Origin of the sequence: Pseudomonas stagnisoli, from assembly GCF_048595745.1 — a bacterium.
Classification (GTDB): domain Bacteria; phylum Pseudomonadota; class Gammaproteobacteria; order Pseudomonadales; family Pseudomonadaceae; genus Aquipseudomonas; species Aquipseudomonas alcaligenes_A.
In genome coordinates this window covers 2,741,295-2,756,475 of record NZ_CP184361.1, presented here as the reverse complement: position 1 = coordinate 2,756,475, position 15,181 = coordinate 2,741,295, and the positions used below count along the sequence as shown (strand labels likewise).

General features: G+C 65.5%; 15 protein-coding genes. 5 read left to right on the top strand and 10 right to left on the bottom strand.

What is annotated here, in order from left to right; all coding sequences use genetic code 11:
- Positions 1-101 precede the first annotated feature (101 nt).
- The 6 genes from ACOAPY_RS13245 to ACOAPY_RS13220 all read right to left on the bottom strand — a co-directional run bounded on the left by ACOAPY_RS13245 (position 102) and on the right by ACOAPY_RS13220 (position 8,539).
- Positions 102-2,087, bottom strand: coding sequence for an acetyl/propionyl/methylcrotonyl-CoA carboxylase subunit alpha (locus tag ACOAPY_RS13245; protein ID WP_465153559.1), 1,986 nt, complete (start codon positions 2,085-2,087; stop codon positions 102-104).
- 101 nt (positions 2,088-2,188) lie between these two features.
- Positions 2,189-2,986 carry an isohexenylglutaconyl-CoA hydratase gene (atuE, locus tag ACOAPY_RS13240; RefSeq protein WP_465153558.1) on the bottom strand — a complete coding sequence of 266 codons (798 nt, stop codon included), beginning with the start codon at positions 2,984-2,986 and terminating at the stop codon, positions 2,189-2,191.
- Between the two features lie 10 nt (positions 2,987-2,996).
- Complete coding sequence (gene atuD / locus ACOAPY_RS13235; RefSeq protein ID WP_465153557.1) at positions 2,997-4,157, bottom strand: citronellyl-CoA dehydrogenase; 1,161 nt, start codon at positions 4,155-4,157, stop codon at positions 2,997-2,999.
- Between the two features lie 44 nt (positions 4,158-4,201).
- Entirely contained in the window at positions 4,202-5,818 is a 1,617-nt protein-coding gene (gene atuC / locus ACOAPY_RS13230) for a geranyl-CoA carboxylase subunit beta (RefSeq protein WP_465153556.1), read from the bottom strand.
- A gap of 3 nt (positions 5,819-5,821) precedes the next feature.
- Positions 5,822-6,685, bottom strand: a complete 864-nt coding sequence (locus tag ACOAPY_RS13225) for an SDR family oxidoreductase (RefSeq protein ID WP_465153555.1) — start codon at positions 6,683-6,685, stop codon at positions 5,822-5,824.
- A gap of 66 nt (positions 6,686-6,751) precedes the next feature.
- Positions 6,752-8,539: an acyclic terpene utilization AtuA family protein gene (locus ACOAPY_RS13220; RefSeq protein ID WP_465153554.1), complete on the bottom strand. Its 1,788-nt coding sequence runs from the start codon at positions 8,537-8,539 to the stop codon at positions 6,752-6,754.
- Positions 8,540-8,700: 161 nt separating this feature from the next.
- Between ACOAPY_RS13220 and ACOAPY_RS13215 the strand changes: the two genes are divergently transcribed.
- The 3 genes from ACOAPY_RS13215 (at position 8,701) to ACOAPY_RS13205 (ending at position 11,117) form a co-directional block, all read left to right on the top strand.
- The gene (locus ACOAPY_RS13215) at positions 8,701-9,324 is read left to right on the top strand and encodes a TetR/AcrR family transcriptional regulator (RefSeq protein ID WP_203792480.1); all 624 of its coding nucleotides are present in this window, start codon (positions 8,701-8,703) and stop codon (positions 9,322-9,324) included.
- 142 nt (positions 9,325-9,466) lie between these two features.
- Positions 9,467-10,225 carry an amino acid ABC transporter substrate-binding protein gene (locus ACOAPY_RS13210; RefSeq protein WP_465153553.1) on the top strand — a complete coding sequence of 253 codons (759 nt, stop codon included), beginning with the start codon at positions 9,467-9,469 and terminating at the stop codon, positions 10,223-10,225.
- A 76-nt stretch (positions 10,226-10,301) separates the two neighbouring features.
- Positions 10,302-11,117: an amino acid ABC transporter substrate-binding protein gene (locus ACOAPY_RS13205; protein WP_465153552.1), complete on the top strand. Its 816-nt coding sequence runs from the start codon at positions 10,302-10,304 to the stop codon at positions 11,115-11,117.
- Here the strand turns inward: ACOAPY_RS13205 and ACOAPY_RS13200 are convergent.
- A complete protein-coding gene (locus ACOAPY_RS13200; protein WP_465153551.1) occupies positions 11,068-11,817 on the bottom strand; it encodes a lysostaphin resistance A-like protein in 750 nt (249 codons plus the stop codon). The two genes, ACOAPY_RS13205 and ACOAPY_RS13200, sit on opposite strands and share 50 nt — an antisense overlap.
- Positions 11,818-11,840: 23 nt before the next feature.
- Positions 11,841-12,008 carry a DUF2897 family protein gene (locus ACOAPY_RS13195; RefSeq protein ID WP_076578092.1) on the bottom strand — a complete coding sequence of 56 codons (168 nt, stop codon included), beginning with the start codon at positions 12,006-12,008 and terminating at the stop codon, positions 11,841-11,843.
- A gap of 236 nt (positions 12,009-12,244) precedes the next feature.
- On the opposite strand from ACOAPY_RS13195, the gene ACOAPY_RS13190 reads away from it, so the two are divergent.
- Together ACOAPY_RS13190 and ACOAPY_RS13185 are read left to right on the top strand one after the other, a co-directional pair.
- Positions 12,245-12,439, top strand: coding sequence for a hypothetical protein (locus ACOAPY_RS13190; RefSeq protein WP_465153550.1), 195 nt, complete (start codon positions 12,245-12,247; stop codon positions 12,437-12,439).
- A gap of 157 nt (positions 12,440-12,596) precedes the next feature.
- On the top strand, positions 12,597-13,463 hold the full coding sequence (locus ACOAPY_RS13185; protein WP_465153549.1) for an alpha/beta fold hydrolase: 867 nt from the start codon (positions 12,597-12,599) through the stop codon (positions 13,461-13,463).
- A 56-nt stretch (positions 13,464-13,519) separates the two neighbouring features.
- Here the strand turns inward: ACOAPY_RS13185 and ACOAPY_RS13180 are convergent, their stop codons facing one another.
- Positions 13,520-14,311: an ABC transporter ATP-binding protein gene (locus ACOAPY_RS13180; protein WP_076578099.1), complete on the bottom strand. Its 792-nt coding sequence runs from the start codon at positions 14,309-14,311 to the stop codon at positions 13,520-13,522.
- 10 nt (positions 14,312-14,321) lie between these two features.
- Positions 14,322-15,179 carry a nitrate ABC transporter permease gene (gene ntrB / locus ACOAPY_RS13175; protein ID WP_465153548.1) on the bottom strand — a complete coding sequence of 286 codons (858 nt, stop codon included), beginning with the start codon at positions 15,177-15,179 and terminating at the stop codon, positions 14,322-14,324.
- Positions 15,180-15,181 lie beyond the last annotated feature (2 nt).

Sequence of the window (15,181 nt, the reverse complement as noted above, 5' to 3'; positions counted from 1 at the left end):
CTCACCCCAACCCTCTCCCGGAGGGAGAGGGGGCTGTCTTGCGTAGCCCGGATGAGATCCGGGTTGGATTGGCCCCGGATTGCATCCGGGCTAAGTCGGCATCAGGCGTCGGCTTCGATTTCCACCAGCAGCTGACGGTTCTTGACCTGGTCGCCCTGGCTCACGCCGACCCGGCGGACCACGCCGTCGGCTCCGGCCTTGAGCGGGTGTTCCATTTTCATGGCTTCCAGTACCACCAGCAGTTGGCCCTTGCTGACGCGGGCGCCTTCTTCGATCAGGACATCGACGATCGCACCATCCATCGGCGCCTTCACTGCGCCGGAGCTGGCGGCGTTCTGCCCGCCGGCCGGTTCGTGGGTCACGTCGGTGAGTTCCAGGTTGCCGAAGTGGCCGAACAGCCACAGGCGGTCGCCGTCGTGGTGATAGGCCTGGCGACGGCGGATACCGTCCTGTTCCAGGGTCAGCCAGCGGCCGTCGCTGGCCAGCAGGCGCAGTTCAATCTGGCAGTCGCCCACGCGGGCCTGCAGCTGCGGCTGGGCGCCATCGCCAAGCACGTCCAGTTCGACCTCGTGTTTGTGTTCGTCCTGTCTGAGGACGAAGCGCCACGGCGCGCTGCCGGCACTGCGCCAGCCGGCCAGGCCAGCCTGGTGGCTGCGGCTGTTGGCCGATTCCTGATAGAGCAGGGCGGCGGCGATGGCCAGCTCACTGGCGGCTGGCGCCTGCGGGGTCAGGCTTTCGTCGCTGGCAAAGTGCTCGGCGATAAAGGCCGTGGTGGCGTTGCCGGCGGCGAACTCCGGGTTGGCCAAGAGGTTGGCGAGGAAGCGCTGGTTACCGTTGACCCCCAGCAGCACGCAGTTCTCCAGGGCACGCACCAGCTTGCGGCGGGCGTCCTCGCGGGTCGCGCCGTAGGCGATGACCTTGGCCAGCATGGGGTCGTAGAAGGGCGTGACTTCCTGATCTTCGACCAGACCATGGTCGATGCGGATGCCTTCGAGCAGCTCCGGCTCCCAGCGCAGCACGCGACCGGTCTGCGGCAGGAAGTTGTGCGCCGAATCCTCGGCGTACAGGCGCACTTCCATGGCGTGGCCGGTGAGGGTGATGTCGTCCTGCTTGAGCGGCAGCGCCTGGCCTTCGGCCACGCGGATCTGCCAGGCCACCAGGTCCTGCCCGGTGATCAGCTCGGTGACCGGGTGTTCCACCTGCAGGCGGGTGTTCATTTCCAGGAAGAAGAACTCGCCGCTGGCATCGAGCAGGAATTCCACGGTACCGGCGCCGACATAGTTGACCCGCGCGGCGGCCTTGACCGCCGCCTCGCCCATGGCTTGGCGCAGTTCCGGGGTCATCACCGGGCAGGGCGCTTCCTCGACCACTTTCTGGTGGCGGCGCTGCACCGAGCAGTCACGCTCACCGAGGTAAACGATGTGGCCGTGCTGGTCGCCGAACACCTGGATCTCGACGTGACGCGGGCGGATCACCGCACGCTCCAGAATCAGCTCGCCGGAGCCGAAGGCATTTTGCGCCTCCGAGCGTGCGGTGCGGATCTGCTCCTGCAGCTCGCTGGCCTGATGCACCAGACGCATGCCGCGGCCACCGCCGCCGGCGCTGGCCTTGATCATCAGCGGGTAGCCGATGCGCTCGGCTTCACGCACCAGCGTCTCGTCGTCCTGGGCTGCGCCTTCGTAGCCGGGAATGCAGGGCACGCCGGCTTCGAGCATGGCGATCTTCGACAGTCGCTTGCTGCCCATCAGGTGGATGGCTTCCACGGTCGGGCCGATGAAGACGATGCCGGCGGCCTCACAGGCGCGGGCAAAGTCGGCGTTCTCGGAGAGGAAGCCGTAGCCTGGGTGGATGGCGTCGGCGCCGGTCTTCTGCGCCGCTTTGATGATGTTGTCGATCACCAGATAGGACTGGTTGACCTGCGCCGGGCCGATGCACACGGCCTCGTCGGCTACCTGCACGTGGCGGGCGCCGGCGTCGGCCTCGGAGTACACGGCCACGGTGCGGTAGCCGAGTTCCTTGGCGGTGCGCATGACGCGGCAGGCGATTTCACCGCGGTTGGCGATCAGGATCTTGTTGAAGGCGGGCATCGTCGTGCTCCTGCTAGTCGTAGCCCGGATGCAATCCGGGGTGTCGGTTCCCGGATTGCATCCGGGCTACTTCGATTTGTTCCCTCTCCCCGAGGGGAGCGTTACTCCGCCCACTTGGGCTTGCGCTTCTGCACGAAAGCCATGGTGCCTTCCACGCCTTCGCTGCCCAGCACGGCCTCGGCGAACTGGCCAGCCGCACGGTCGAGCAGGCCGGCGAGGTGCTCCGTTTCGGTGGCCAGCAGCAGGGCCTTGGTTGCCGCATTGGCGCCGGGGGCGCACTGGCGTACCTGCTGCAGGCACTCGGCGAGGCGGTCGACCAGCGCCTGGTCATCGCCTTCGCAGAAGTGCACCAGGCCCAGGCGCAGAGCCTCTGCACCGTCGAAGCGGGCGGCGGTCAGGGCCAGGCGCCGGGCCTGGGTCAGGCCGATGCGCTTGACCACGAAGGGGGCAATCTGCGCCGGCAAAATCCCCAGGCTGGTTTCCGGCAGGCCGAACTTGGCGTTCTGGTGGGCGATGGCGATATCGGAGACGCAGGCCAGGCCGAAACCTCCGCCGAGCACCGCACCTTCCAGCACCGCGACCAGCACCTGAGGCGCCTCCTGGGCTTCTTCCAGCAGACGGCCGAAGGCGCGGTTGAGGTCGCGATAGGCGTCACCTCCCTTGGCGCGCGCCCCGGCCATGTCCTTGATATCGCCGCCGGCGCAGAAGTGGCCGTCGGCGCCGCGCAGTACCAGGGCGCGCACGCCTCGGTCGCTGCGCACGGCCGCGAGCACTGCGCGCAGCTCCTCGACCATGGCCAGGCTCATGGCGTTGCGGCTTTCCGGGCGGTTGAGGCTGACGTAGAGCACGCCCTCGACCTGTTCCAGCAGCAGGGTTTGGCAGTTCGGCAGTTCGGCCATGGTCGCGTCCTCAGCCTTTCTTTTTGCCGGGCAGAATGCCCATCAGCTTGCAGATGATGCCGAGCATGATCTCGTCGGCGCCGCCGCCAATCGAGACCAGGCGCACGTCGCGGTAGGCACGTGAGACCGGGTTGTCCCACATGAAGCCCATGCCGCCCCAGTACTGCAGGCAGGCGTCGGAGACTTCGCGGCCGAGGCGGCCGGCCTTGAGCTTGGCCATCGAGGCCAGCTTGGTCACGTCGCGGCCTTTCACGTACTGCTCGGTGGCCTGGTAGACCAGGGCGCGCAGGCACTCGATATCGGTCTGCAGTTCGGCCAGGCGGAAGTGGATGACCTGGTTGTCGATCAGCGGGTTGCCGAAAGTCTGCCGCTGCTTGCAGTACTCGATGGTCGAGTCGACGCAGTACTCCAGGCCCTTGATGATGTTGGCCGCGCCGAACAGACGCTCTTCCTGGAACTGCAGCATCTGCATCATGAAGCCGGCGCCTTCGTGGCCGATGCGGTAGCGCTGCGGCACGCGCACGTTATCGAAGAACACCTGGGCGGTTTCCGAGCTGCGCATGCCGAGCTTGTCCAGATGCGGGCTTACGGTGATGCCCGGGGTGTTCATCGGCACCACGATCAGCGACTTGTTGACGTGCGGCTTGTCGTCGCTGGTGTTGGCCAGCAGGCAGATGAAGTCGGCACTCGGAGAGTTCGTAATCCACATCTTGCTGCCGTTGATCACGTAGTCGTCGCCGTCCTTGCGCGCGGTGGTCTTCAGGCCGGCCACGTCGGAACCGGCACCCACTTCGGAGACGCCGATGCAGCCGACCATGTCGCCGGCAATTGCCGGCTTGAGGAACTGCTCGCGCAGCTCATCGGAGCCGAAGCGGGCCAGTGCCGGGGTGCACATGTCGGTTTGCACGCCGATGGACATCGGGATGCCGCCGCAACGGATGGTGCCGAACTCTTCGGCCGCGACGATGGAGTAGCTGTAGTCCAGGCCCATGCCGCCGAATTTCTCCGGCTTGGAGATGCCCAGCAGGCCGAGGTCGCCGGCCTTCTTGAAGATTTCGTGGATCGGGAAGCGACCGTCCTTTTCCCACTCGTCGACGTGCGGGTTGATTTCCTTGTCGACAAAGTTGCGTACGGTGCGGCGGAGTTCTTCGTGTTCCTGGGTGAAGATCATCTTGTTGTTCTCCTGCGATCTCGAATGAAAGGTGGGCGACCGACTCAGAGCCGGGCCACGCCGAAGGTGTTGGGTTTGAGCGGGCGCACGGCGGCTTCGGCGCAGATATCCAGCAGGAAGCCGAGCAGCTTGCGCGTGTCACGCGGGTCGATCAGGCCGTCGTCCCACAGGCTGGCGGTGCCGTACAGCGCGGTGGACTGGCTGTCGAGCTTCTGCGCGGTGGCCATTTCCAGCATGTCGAGCATCTTCGGGTCGGCCTCCTTGCCTTCCTTGCGGTGCTTGTCCTCGGTGACGATGCGTAGCACCTTGCCGGCCTGGGCGCCGCCCATCACGGCGGTCTTGCTGTTGGGCCAGGCGAAGATGAAACGTGGATCGAGGCCGCGGCCACACATGGCGTAGTTGCCGGCGCCGTAGGAGCCGCCGACGACGATGGTCAGCTTCGGCACGCTGCAGTTGGCCACGGCCTGGATCAGCTTGGAGCCGTGCTTGATCACGCCGTTCTGCTCCGACTCGGTGCCGACCATGAAGCCGGTGGTGTTGTGGAAGAACAGGATCGGCGTGTTGCTCTGCTCGCACAGCTGGATGAACTGCGCGGCTTTCGCCGCGCCGCGCGGGGTGATCGGGCCGTTGTTACCGATAAAGCCGCAGGGCTGGCCTTCGATGGCCAGGTGGCCGCAAACGGTCTGGCTGTCGAACTCGTTCTTGAAGTCGAGGAACTCCGAGCCATCGGCGATACGGGCGATGATTTCGCGCACGTCGTAGGGCTTCTTGGCATCCGCCGGGACGATGCCCAGCAGCTCCTCGGCTGGGTACAGCGGCTCGCGGTACTGGCGTGGCGGGCGTACCGGCAGTTGCGCGTTCCACGGCAGCAGGCCGGTGATCTCACGGGCCAGGCGCACGCCGTCGGCATCGTTCTCGGCCAGGTATTCGGCGGTACCGGCGACCTGGGCGTGCATCTCGGCGCCGCCCAGCTCTTCGTCGGTGGCGATCTCGCCGGTCGCGGCTTTCAGCAGGGGCGGGCCGGCGAGGAACATCTTGGCCTTGCCGCGCACCACCACCACGTAGTCGGACAGGCCCGGCTGGTAGGCGCCGCCGGCGGTGGAGGAACCATGCACCACGGTAATCTGCGGCAGGCCCATGGCCGACATGCGCGCCTGGTTAGCGAAACCGCGCGCGCCTTCGACGAAGATGTCGGCGGCGTAGTTGAGGTTGGCGCCGCCGCTCTCGGCCAGGGTGATCACCGGCAGTTTGTTCTCCACGGCGATCTGCTGCAGGCGCAGGGATTTCTTCAGCCCGGTGGGGGAGATGGTGCCGCCCTTGATCGCGCTGTTGTTGGCGATCACCAGGCAGCGCACGCCGGCCACGTAGCCGATGCCGGCTATGATGCCGCCGCCGGCCTGGGTACCGTCCTTGTCGTCGTGCAGCTTGTAGCCGGCCAGCGAGGACAGCTCAAGGAAGGGTGCGCCCGGGTCGAGCAGCAGGTTGATACGCTCGCGCGGCAGCAGCTGGCCGCGCTTGACGAACTTGGGCTTGGCCTCGGCGGCCTTGTCCAGCACCTTCTGTTCCACGTCGCGGAAGCTGGCGATGGCGGTCAGCATGGCCTGACGATTCTGCGCGAAGGTGTCGCCATGGACGTCGATGTCGCTCTGGATGACCGGCATGACTTACTCCTTGAACACGTCGGGCATGTAGGCCCGGTGGAAGCCGTTGTAGGACTCGCTCTTCTTCGCCCTGGCCAACGGCCAGGCGCGGGTGCCGAGGCTGGCGGCGCCGTCGATGCGGATGGTGTTGCCGTTGATGAAGTTGGCACCCGGCGACAGCAGGAAGACAATCGCCGCGGCCACTTCCGACTCGGTGCCGATGCGCTGCAGCGGCACGTGCTCCTTGAGATTGCGGATCAGGCTCTTCATCGACTCGGGGTAGGTGTCCATGCCGCTGGAGGCGATCCAGCCCGGTGCCACCGCATTGACCCGCACGTTGCAGTGGCCCCACTCGAAGGCAGCGGTCTTGGTGAAGTTCTCCATGCCGGCGCGGGCGGCGCCGGAGTGGCCCATGCCGGGCATGCCGCCCCACATGTCGGCGAGCATGTTGACGATGCTGCCGCCGTGCTTGCACAGGCTCTGGGTGAAGACTTCGCGAGCGACCAGGAAGCCGCCCACCAGGTTGGTGCGAACGACGGTCTCGAAGCCCTTCTGGTTGATGCCGATCAGGGGAGCCGGGAACTGGCCGCCGGCGTTGTTGACCAGGTGGTGAATGCGCTCACGCTCGGCCAGCACCTGGGCGACCATCGCCTTGACCGCCTCTTCCTCGCGGATGTCGCAGACCTTGAAGCTGGCGCTGCCGCCGTCCCCGATAATCTCGGCGCAGGTGCTTTCAAGCTTCTCCAGCTTGCGTCCGACCAGCACCACATGGGCCCCCAGATAGGCCAGTTCATGCGCCACGCAGCGGCCGATGCCGCTGCCGCCGCCGGTGACCAGAATGGTCTGGTCGGCGAACAGGCCGGGTTTGAAGACTGAGTCGTATGCCATTGTTGTTATCGTCCTCGTCGTTGGGTGGGCAGCGGCTCCTGTCCGCTGTCACCGAAAACCTGTGCGTTACAGCTGCTCGGCCAGGGCCTTGGGCACCGGCACCGGGAACTCCAGCAGTTGCTGGGCGAAGGCCTTGCCCTGCGGGTCGATGCGCAGGCTGGCCACGCCGCCGCCACCCAGGGCGTTCTCCAGCAGGAAGTTGAGGCTGTGGCTGCCGGGCAGGTACCAGCGGCTGACCTTGCCGGTCTGGCCATCGAGCACATGCTGCATCCATTCGGCCACGGCAGCCTCGCTCAGCGCAGCGGCGATCCACGCCAGATACTCGGGCTTTCTTGCCATCACACCGATATTGCTGTGGTTGCCCTTGTCGCCGGAGCGGGCCACGGCCAGCTTGATCAGCGGCACGCTGCTGTCGGCGTGGCCAACCGGTGCGACCACGGCTTCTGCATCGGCGATCTGCGCCGAGCTGAAGGCGTCCAGCTGAGGCAGGGCGAGCGGGTGGCGCTCGCCGTTCAATTCCACTTCCAGGTTGCAGGCGCTCTTGTCCACCAGGAAGCTGAACAGGCGGATCACCGGGTATACGGTGGGGCGGCCGCCGACGATACCGGTCAGCCCCGGCGCCATGCCGGTCGCGGCCTGGGCGATCTCGCGGGAGAACAGGATCAGCGCCTCTTTCTTCGCGTGGCGCACGCCGATCTTCACCACCACCTCGCGGGTATCGCGGCGCTGGCCATGCGGGCCATAGGTAGCTTCCGAGCCGAGCAGCTCGATGCACACCTCTTTGTAGGGGCCCCAGCCGCGTGCAGCGAACATTTCCTCGGTCTTGGCGATGATCGCCTGGCTGACCCGCTCGGCCTTGGCCACGGCGTCGATACCGGCCAGCAGACAGCTGGCGGTGCAGCGGAAGCCGTCCGGGTGGGTGGCGCTGACCTTGTATTGCGTGGTGGGTGGCAGACCACGTGCGCCTTTCAGCTCGACGCGGTTGTCGCCGACCTGGCGCAGCTGCACCTGGGTGAAATCGCAGACCACATCCGGCAGGTAGTATGCACGCGGGTCGCCGATCTCGTAGAGCATCTGCTCGCCGACCGACAGGGTGGAGATCAGGCCGCCGGTGCCTTCCGGCTTGGCGACCACGAAGCTGCCGTCAGCGCCGACTTCCACGATGGGGAAGCCGATGTGTTCGTAGTCCGGCACGTCGCGCCAGTCGGTGAAGTTGCCACCGGTGCACTGCGCGCCGCATTCGATGATATGGCCGGCCAGGGCGGCCTGAGCCAGCTTGTCGTAGTCGCTCCAGGCCCAGCCGTACTCATGCACCAGGGCAGCGCTGACCACGGCGCTGTCGACCACGCGGCCGGTGATCACGATATCCGCACCGGCTTCCAGCGCCGCGACGATGCCCGGTGCGCCCAGGTAGGCGTTGACCGACACGCACATCGGCGGCAGCGGGGCACCGCTGAACATCTCCACGGTGCCGGCCTTGGCCAGCTCGCCCAGCTTGGGTTGCAGGTTGTCGCCATGCAGCACGGCGATCTTCAGGCTCACCCCGGCCCTGTCGCAGGCGGTGGCCAGGGCGGCGGAGCAGGCGCTCGGGTTGACCCCGCCGGCATTGCTGATCACCCGGATGCGTTTTTCGGCGATTTCGCCGAGCAGCGGCGCCATCACCTCGACGAAGTCGGTGGCATAGCCCTCGTCCGGCTTCTTCATGCGCGCGCCGGCCATGATCGACATGGTCACTTCGGCCAGGTAGTCGAACACCAGGTAGTCCAGTTCGGCGCCGCGAACCAGCTGGGCGGCGGCGGTGGAGGTGTCGCCCCAGAAGGCGGAGGCGCAGCCGATGCGTACGGTCTTGGTCATGGTTGTGGGTCCGTGCGGGGCAGATGTCGTGAAGGCTACCAAGCAAGCGCTTGGTTGAAAAGCCTTTGTGTGCTTCTTTTTACCCAAGCGCTTGCTCGGTATCCATGAAGCTCGCGTACAATCGGCGCTGTACGCGAGCGCAAGCTGGGGGAGCGATGAGCCTGGACGAACAGAAAGCCCGAAAAGTGATGCAGAAGCTGGTCGCCAATGGCGAGCTGACCGACCCGGACAGCGCTCGCGGCAAGCTGCTGCAGACCGCCGCCCACCTGTTCCGCAGCAAGGGCTACGAGCGCACCACGGTCCGCGACCTGGCCAGCGCCGTGGGTATCCAGTCCGGCAGCATCTTTCACCACTTCAAAAGCAAGGACGAAATCCTCAAGGCGGTGATGGAGGAAACCATCCTCTACAACACCGCGCTGATGCGCGCCGCCCTGGACGAGGCCCGCGGCCCGCGCGAGCGAGTGCTGGGGCTGATCCGCTGCGAGCTGCAGTCGATCATGGGCGGTACCGGCGAGGCCATGGGGGTGCTGGTATACGAATGGCGCTCGCTCTCCGAGGAGAGCCAGGCCTACATCCTCAGCCTGCGTGACAGCTACGAGCAGATCTGGCTCGACGTGCTGGGCGAGGCGCGTGCCGCCGGCTTCTTCAAGGCCGATCCCTTCGTCCTGCGGCGTTTCCTGACCGGCGCGCTGAGCTGGACCACCACCTGGTTCCGCCCAGGTGGCAAGATGACTCTGGATCAGCTGGCCGAGGAGGCGCTGGCTCTGGTCTTCAAGGAATCCTGACGGATAGGCTAAGCTGCTTTCAGGGCTGGTCAGCTGCCAGCCTGGGCCACAGGGATGTGTTGATTTCTCCGGCGTTCTCCCTGTCGAGGTTCTGGCATTGCGCCTTCTTCATTGTCTGCTGCTGTCAGCACTCGTGCTGTGCATGCCAAAAGTCCAGGCCGAGCAGCGCGTGCGAGTCGGCGCCTATCACTTTCCGCCCTATGCAGTAAAACCCGAGAGCACTGAGCCCTCGGGGCTGCTTCCGGAACTGCTGGCGGCGCTCAACCAGAGCCAGCAGGTCTACCGCTTCGACCTGGTCCCGACTTCGGTGACCCGCCGCTATCGTGACCTGCTGCAGGCACGCTATGACATGATCCTGTTCGAGTCGCCCGACTGGGGTTGGCAGGGCATTCCCCTGCAGAAGCTTGATCTGCAGATCACCGATGCCGAGGTCTATGTGGCGCGCGCGGAAGAGGGGCGTGACCAGCACTACTTCGACCGTGTGGGTGACAAGCGCATGGCCCTGTACAGTGGTTATCACTACGGATTCGCCGGCTTCAATTCCGATCAGGAGTTTCTGGGGCGCCAGTTCAACGCGGTACTGACCTATTCCCACGACAGCAACCTGCGCATGCTGCTGCATGGCCGAGCCGACATCAGTGTGGTAACGCGCTCCTACCTGCACCTTTACCAGCTCGAGCACCCGCAGGAGAGCGCGCGCTTGCTGGTGTCCGAGCGCACTGATCAGGTCTACCACCACCATGCCCTGCTGCGCCCGCAGGGGCCGCTGGATGCCTCGCAGCTGGCCGGGCTGCTGCAGGGGCTGCAGGAGAGCGGCAAGCTCGGTGATCTGGTCAGTCGTTATCACCTGCGGACAGCGAAAGATGCCGTGGCCGAGACAGCCAACCCTATGCCACGCTGAGTGCGCAGAGGTATTGATTTACGCCGCCTTGCGGCTGGGCTAGTCTTCGTGCAGCTACGTTGTCCTTGAGGTCAATATGTGTCGGCGTCGACAGGGATTGCTTGGCGCTCTGCTGCTGGCAGTGCTGTTCAGCTCGGGTGCCCGTGCGGCGGATGAAGTGGTGATTGCCGCCGTGCATTTCCCGCCTTACGTGATCAAGCCGGAGCAGGATGCGCACCGCGGCCTGCTCGGTGAGCTGGTTGCGGCTCTCAACGCGGTACAGACACAACATCGCTTTGGCCTGCGCGCCACCTCGCTCAACCGTCGGTTCGATGATTTCCGTCAGGCGCGCGTGCATGTCGCGATATTCGAGAATCCCGACTGGAACTGGCAGGGTATTGCCGGTACCCGCATCGATATGGGGCTGGAGGATGCCGAGGTGCTGGTGGCTCGCCGAGCGCCGGAGCGTGACCAGCGCTACTTCGATGACCTGATGAACAAGCGCATGGCGCTGTTCAATGGCTACCACTACGGTTTCGCTGGTTTCAATAACGACCCCAAGTGGCTCGAAGAGCATTTCAACGCCGTCCTGACCTATTCCCACGAGAGCAACCTGCGGTTGGTGTTGCTGGGGCGCGCCGATGTTGCGCCGATAACCCGCTCCTGGCTCGGCGCGCGCCTGCGCGAGCAACCTCAGTTGCGCGAGCAGTTGCTGGTGTCTGACTGGGAGGACCAGCGTTACCGGCATTACGCCATCCTCAGCCCCCAGGCACCTATCAGTGCTGCGGACTTCCGCAGGGCCCTGCAGCGGTTGCGTGACAACGGCGAGATGCAGCGCATCTTCGCGCCCTACGGCATCGACGTCAGGCCGAACGTAGCGGGTAGCTCAGCAACAGCAAGTGCGTCAGATTGACCGCGCCATGCAGCAACAGCGCCGGCCATAGCCTGCCGCTGAGATGGAACACCAGGCCATAACCCAGTCCGGCGAAGCCGGCCACCAGCGCGAACAACGGGCTGAAGGGCAGATGTGCCGCGCCGAACAGCAGGGCGGTCAGCGCTATCCCGCATGCTGCACCCAGGCGCGCCACCAGCATGGGTTGCAGCCAGGCTCGGAACAGCAGTTCTTCTGTCAGCACCGCCACGCCCAGGTTCACCGCCAGCCAGAGCCAAAGCTGCTCCGGCCATTTGGGCTGCCAGCCGACAACGCCCAGAGCCATGGCCAGCAGGGGGACCAGCAGCAGGGTGGTTGCGCCGGCCGCGGCCGCCAGGCGCGCATTCCGGACCTGAGGTTTGCGACATGACAGCCACCAGGCCAGCAATATCAGGCCGAGCAGCAGTTTGTCCCAGGACAGGCGCAAGGCGAAGGGTGGAGCATCGCTGCTGAGCTGACGGGCTGGCCACAGTGCCGTGGCCTGGAAACCGGGCAGCAGGTGCGCAGCCAGGCCGATGCCACCGGCCAGTCCGATGCTCCACCACAACCAGTGCGGCAGGATATATGCGCCCCGCATTACCCAGGCCATATAGAGGACGGTCAGTACGGCCCCCACGCCATCGACGTAGCCGAGGCTGAGGCCCAGCCCAAGTGCGGATAGGGGCAGTATCAGGTAGGGCATGCCGCTTCCTTGCGCGAGTCGGTTCAGCGGTCCTTGGCGTCCTGCGCATCGGCTTCGGCATTGCGCTCGCGGATGCGCTTGAGCTGTTCTTGCGTGAGCGGCAGCCTGCGCGCGCTGTCGCGCAGCAGGAGGAGGCTGCCAAGGATCGAACCGAGGGCCAGTGCGATGATCAGCCAGGCGTACCAGGGCATGGGGAGCTCCTTCGGGGGCAATGCGCCACGATAGCGCTCACTGTCATCTCCCGGCAACCTGGCGCTGCTTCAATCTGGCGCAGTGAGTGGTCCCTGAAGGTGCGAGCTAGAGCGGTTTATGTCGCCATCTGGTTCAGCATCATCGGTTATGGGCCTAGACGAAATCGAACTTTCGAGCGGCCACGACCCTGGCCTATGCTCGCCTGGCCTTGGCCATTACCGAGAGGGGAAACACCATGGACATTAGCGTGACCGAAGCGACACCTGGCGGCTGGATCGTCAGGCTGGACGACTGCGATGTGCCATTCCGTACCCAGGCAGACGCCGGGCGTTTCGTCGAGCGCCTGCAGCAACGCCTGGAAGCCCCGCATGACCTGCCCGTGCTGGCCAGTCATCTTCCTGTCACACAGGAAGTGGAACATCACGGTTGATACAGGCCGATTCTGGCTCACCTCTCCTGCCGCGAATATCGCGGCATTTTTTTGCTTTTTCTCAGGGGGCTTGAGGTGACAATGTCCGCTCTGCGTGCTGTGGAATTTCTAGAGCAGTTGCTCTAGATTCGCCGCAACAGCAACAGGAGTGAATGCCATGGTCGATGCCTTACAGTTCGCCGGTGGCAAGTTCCATTGCCCGGTCACTCTCTATGCGGCGCATCCCGAAGCGCGCAGAACGGTAGTGATCCTGCCGGCCCTGGGGGTCACGGCACGCAAGTATGCAGGCCTGGCCCAACGCCTGGTGGCGGCCGGTCACAATGTGCTGGTAGCCGATTGGCCTGGGCAGGGCGAGAGCCTGCCGCGGCCTGGCTGGCGCTTCAATTACGGCTACCGCCAGCTGGTCGAGGAGTTCCTGCCCAAACTGCTGCAGTTGGCGCGACGGCACTTTCCCCAGGCCGTGCCCGTGCTGCTGGGGCACAGCCTCGGCGGCCATATCGCCACGCTCTATGCCGCGGCCCATCCGGACAGCCCGGTGGCGGTGGTCGGCGTGGCCTGCGGCAATATCCACTATCGCCACTGGCAGGGACCGAGTCGTCTGCTGACTCCCGGCGTGGCGCTGCTGTTCGGGCTGCTTGCCAGCCTGCTTGGTCATCTGCCTGGACAGCGGCTTGGCTTTGGTGGCCGCGAGGCGCGTTCGCTGATGCGCGACTGGGGGCGGGTGGCTTTCAGTGGCCACTATCGCCATCTGGGATTGACCCTGGCGCCGGCAGCGCGCAACCGGGTGGCCTCGCTGTATATCCAGATCGAGGGTGACAAGTTCGCTCCGCCCGCATCCACGCAGGGCCTGGCCGAACTGATCCAGGTCGAGCCGCAGCTGCTGTATCTGGCTTCACCGCGCCCACCGCAGGAGAACCCGCATAGCGCCTGGTTGCGTGCGCCACAGTCGGTGGTCGACTGCATCGACCAGTGGCTGACGACCGCGACAGGCAGTCCGCGCGAGATGGCTTTGGCGCAGTCCTGATTGCCTGGCGGCAAGAAAAAGCCCGGCATGTGGCCGGGCTCATGATGCCGCCATGCTCAAGCCGCCGGGCGTTGCTGGCGCTGGTAGAGGAACTCCAGCACGGCCGTGCGGTACTCGTGGTACTGGCTGTCATTGGCCAACGCCAGGCGGTCGCGCGGGCGGGCCAGCTCGACCTGCACGATATCGCCGATGGTCGCGGCCGGGCCGTTGGTCATCATCACGATGCGATCAGAGAGCAGTACCGCCTCGTCGACGTCGTGGGTCACCATGACCACGGTGCTGTGGGTCTGGCCGACGATACGCAGCAGCTCGTCCTGCAGGTGCGCGCGGGTAAGGGCATCCAGGGCGCCGAAGGGCTCATCCATCAGCAGCACCTTGGGTTCCATGGCCAGGGCGCGGGCGATGCCGACGCGCTGCTTCATGCCGCCGGAGATCTCGTTGGGGTGCTTGTGAGTAGCGTGGCTCAGGCCCACCATATTTAGTGCCTGCAGGGTGCGTTCCTTCAGCTGCGCCTTGCTTTCCTTGCCGCCGAATACCCGTTCTACCGCCAAGTGGACGTTGCCGAAGCAGGTCATCCAGGGCAGCAGGCTGTGGTTCTGGAACACCACGGCGCGCTCCGGGCCAGGGCCGTCGATCTCGCGGCCGTTGCAGATCAGCCCGCCCTCGCTGGCCTCCAGCAGGCCGGCGATCAGGTTGAGCACGGTGGATTTGCCGCAGCCGGAGTGGCCGATCAGCGAGACGAACTCGCCCTTGGCGATGCTCAGGTTGACGTCACTGAGGGCCTGGAAGCGCCCCTTCTTGGTGTCGAAGTGTTTGCTGACGGCGGTCAGCTCAACGAACTTGTCCATCGATGGCTCCTTAATTCGCGTAGTCGAAGCGCTTGGCCAGCAGCAGGAGCGCCTGCTCCAGGGCCAAGCCGACCAGGCCGACGATGATGATGGCGATGAGGATGTGCTCGACGTTGAGGTTGTTCCACTCGTCCCATACCCAGAAGCCCAAACCGACGCCGCCGGTGAGCATTTCCGCAGCGACGATCACCAGCCAGGCCACGCCGATGGCCAGGCGGATGCCAGTCATCAGGTGCGGCAGCACGGCGGGGAACAGGATGCGGGTCAGCACCTTGAACTCCGACAGCTTGAGCACGCGGGCCACGTTGAGGTAGTCCTGCGGCACGCTGGCCACGCCGGCGGCGGTGTTGAGAATGATCGGCCAGATCGAGCTGATGAAGATCACCCAGATCGAGGCGGGGCCTGCGGCCTCGAACACCAGCAGGCCGATCGGCAGCCAGGCCAGTGGCGATACCGGACGCAGCAGGCTGATGATCGGTGCAAGCATGCCGCCGAGGAAGGCGAAACGGCCAATGGCGAAACCCAGTGGGATGCCAATCAGCGCCGCCAGGCCGAAGCCGACACCCACCCGACCGAGCGAGTTGAGAATGTTCCAGCCGATGCCCATGTCGTTGGGGCCATTGTCGTAGAACGGATCAGCAAACAGTTCCAGCGCCGCGTACCAGGTTGAGAGTGGGCCCGGCAGGCCTTCGCTGCGCGCTGCTACCAGGGCCCAGAGGCCGATGAACAGGGCGATGCCTAGCAGTGGCGGGATGGCCGCCTTGCACAGGGCGGCGAGCGCCTCCGCGACCGGCGAGGCCGGACGCGGAGGCACGCTGGACGCGGCGGCTTTGACCACCGGCAGTGGCGCGTTGACAGGGGCATTCATGC

Excerpts from the sequence above, each read along its gene's own strand:
- ACOAPY_RS13245 (WP_465153559.1), bottom strand. The coding sequence starts at position 2,087 with ATGCCCGCCTTCAACAAGATCCTGATCGCCAACCGCGGTGAAATCGCC.
- atuE (WP_465153558.1), bottom strand. The coding sequence starts at position 2,986 with ATGGCCGAACTGCCGAACTGCCAAACCCTGCTGCTGGAACAGGTCGAG.
- atuD (WP_465153557.1), bottom strand. The coding sequence starts at position 4,157 with ATGATCTTCACCCAGGAACACGAAGAACTCCGCCGCACCGTACGCAAC.
- atuC (WP_465153556.1), bottom strand. The coding sequence starts at position 5,818 with ATGCCGGTCATCCAGAGCGACATCGACGTCCATGGCGACACCTTCGCG.
- ACOAPY_RS13225 (WP_465153555.1), bottom strand. The coding sequence starts at position 6,685 with ATGGCATACGACTCAGTCTTCAAACCCGGCCTGTTCGCCGACCAGACC.
- ACOAPY_RS13220 (WP_465153554.1), bottom strand. The coding sequence starts at position 8,539 with ATGACCAAGACCGTACGCATCGGCTGCGCCTCCGCCTTCTGGGGCGAC.
- ACOAPY_RS13210 (WP_465153553.1), top strand. The coding sequence starts at position 9,467 with ATGCCAAAAGTCCAGGCCGAGCAGCGCGTGCGAGTCGGCGCCTATCAC.
- ACOAPY_RS13205 (WP_465153552.1), top strand. The coding sequence starts at position 10,302 with ATGTGTCGGCGTCGACAGGGATTGCTTGGCGCTCTGCTGCTGGCAGTG.
- ACOAPY_RS13200 (WP_465153551.1), bottom strand. The coding sequence starts at position 11,817 with ATGCCCTACCTGATACTGCCCCTATCCGCACTTGGGCTGGGCCTCAGC.
- ACOAPY_RS13195 (WP_076578092.1), bottom strand. The coding sequence starts at position 12,008 with ATGCCCTGGTACGCCTGGCTGATCATCGCACTGGCCCTCGGTTCGATC.
- ACOAPY_RS13190 (WP_465153550.1), top strand. The coding sequence starts at position 12,245 with ATGGACATTAGCGTGACCGAAGCGACACCTGGCGGCTGGATCGTCAGG.
- ACOAPY_RS13185 (WP_465153549.1), top strand. The coding sequence starts at position 12,597 with ATGGTCGATGCCTTACAGTTCGCCGGTGGCAAGTTCCATTGCCCGGTC.
- ACOAPY_RS13180 (WP_076578099.1), bottom strand. The coding sequence starts at position 14,311 with ATGGACAAGTTCGTTGAGCTGACCGCCGTCAGCAAACACTTCGACACC.
- ntrB (WP_465153548.1), bottom strand. The coding sequence starts at position 15,179 with ATGAATGCCCCTGTCAACGCGCCACTGCCGGTGGTCAAAGCCGCCGCG.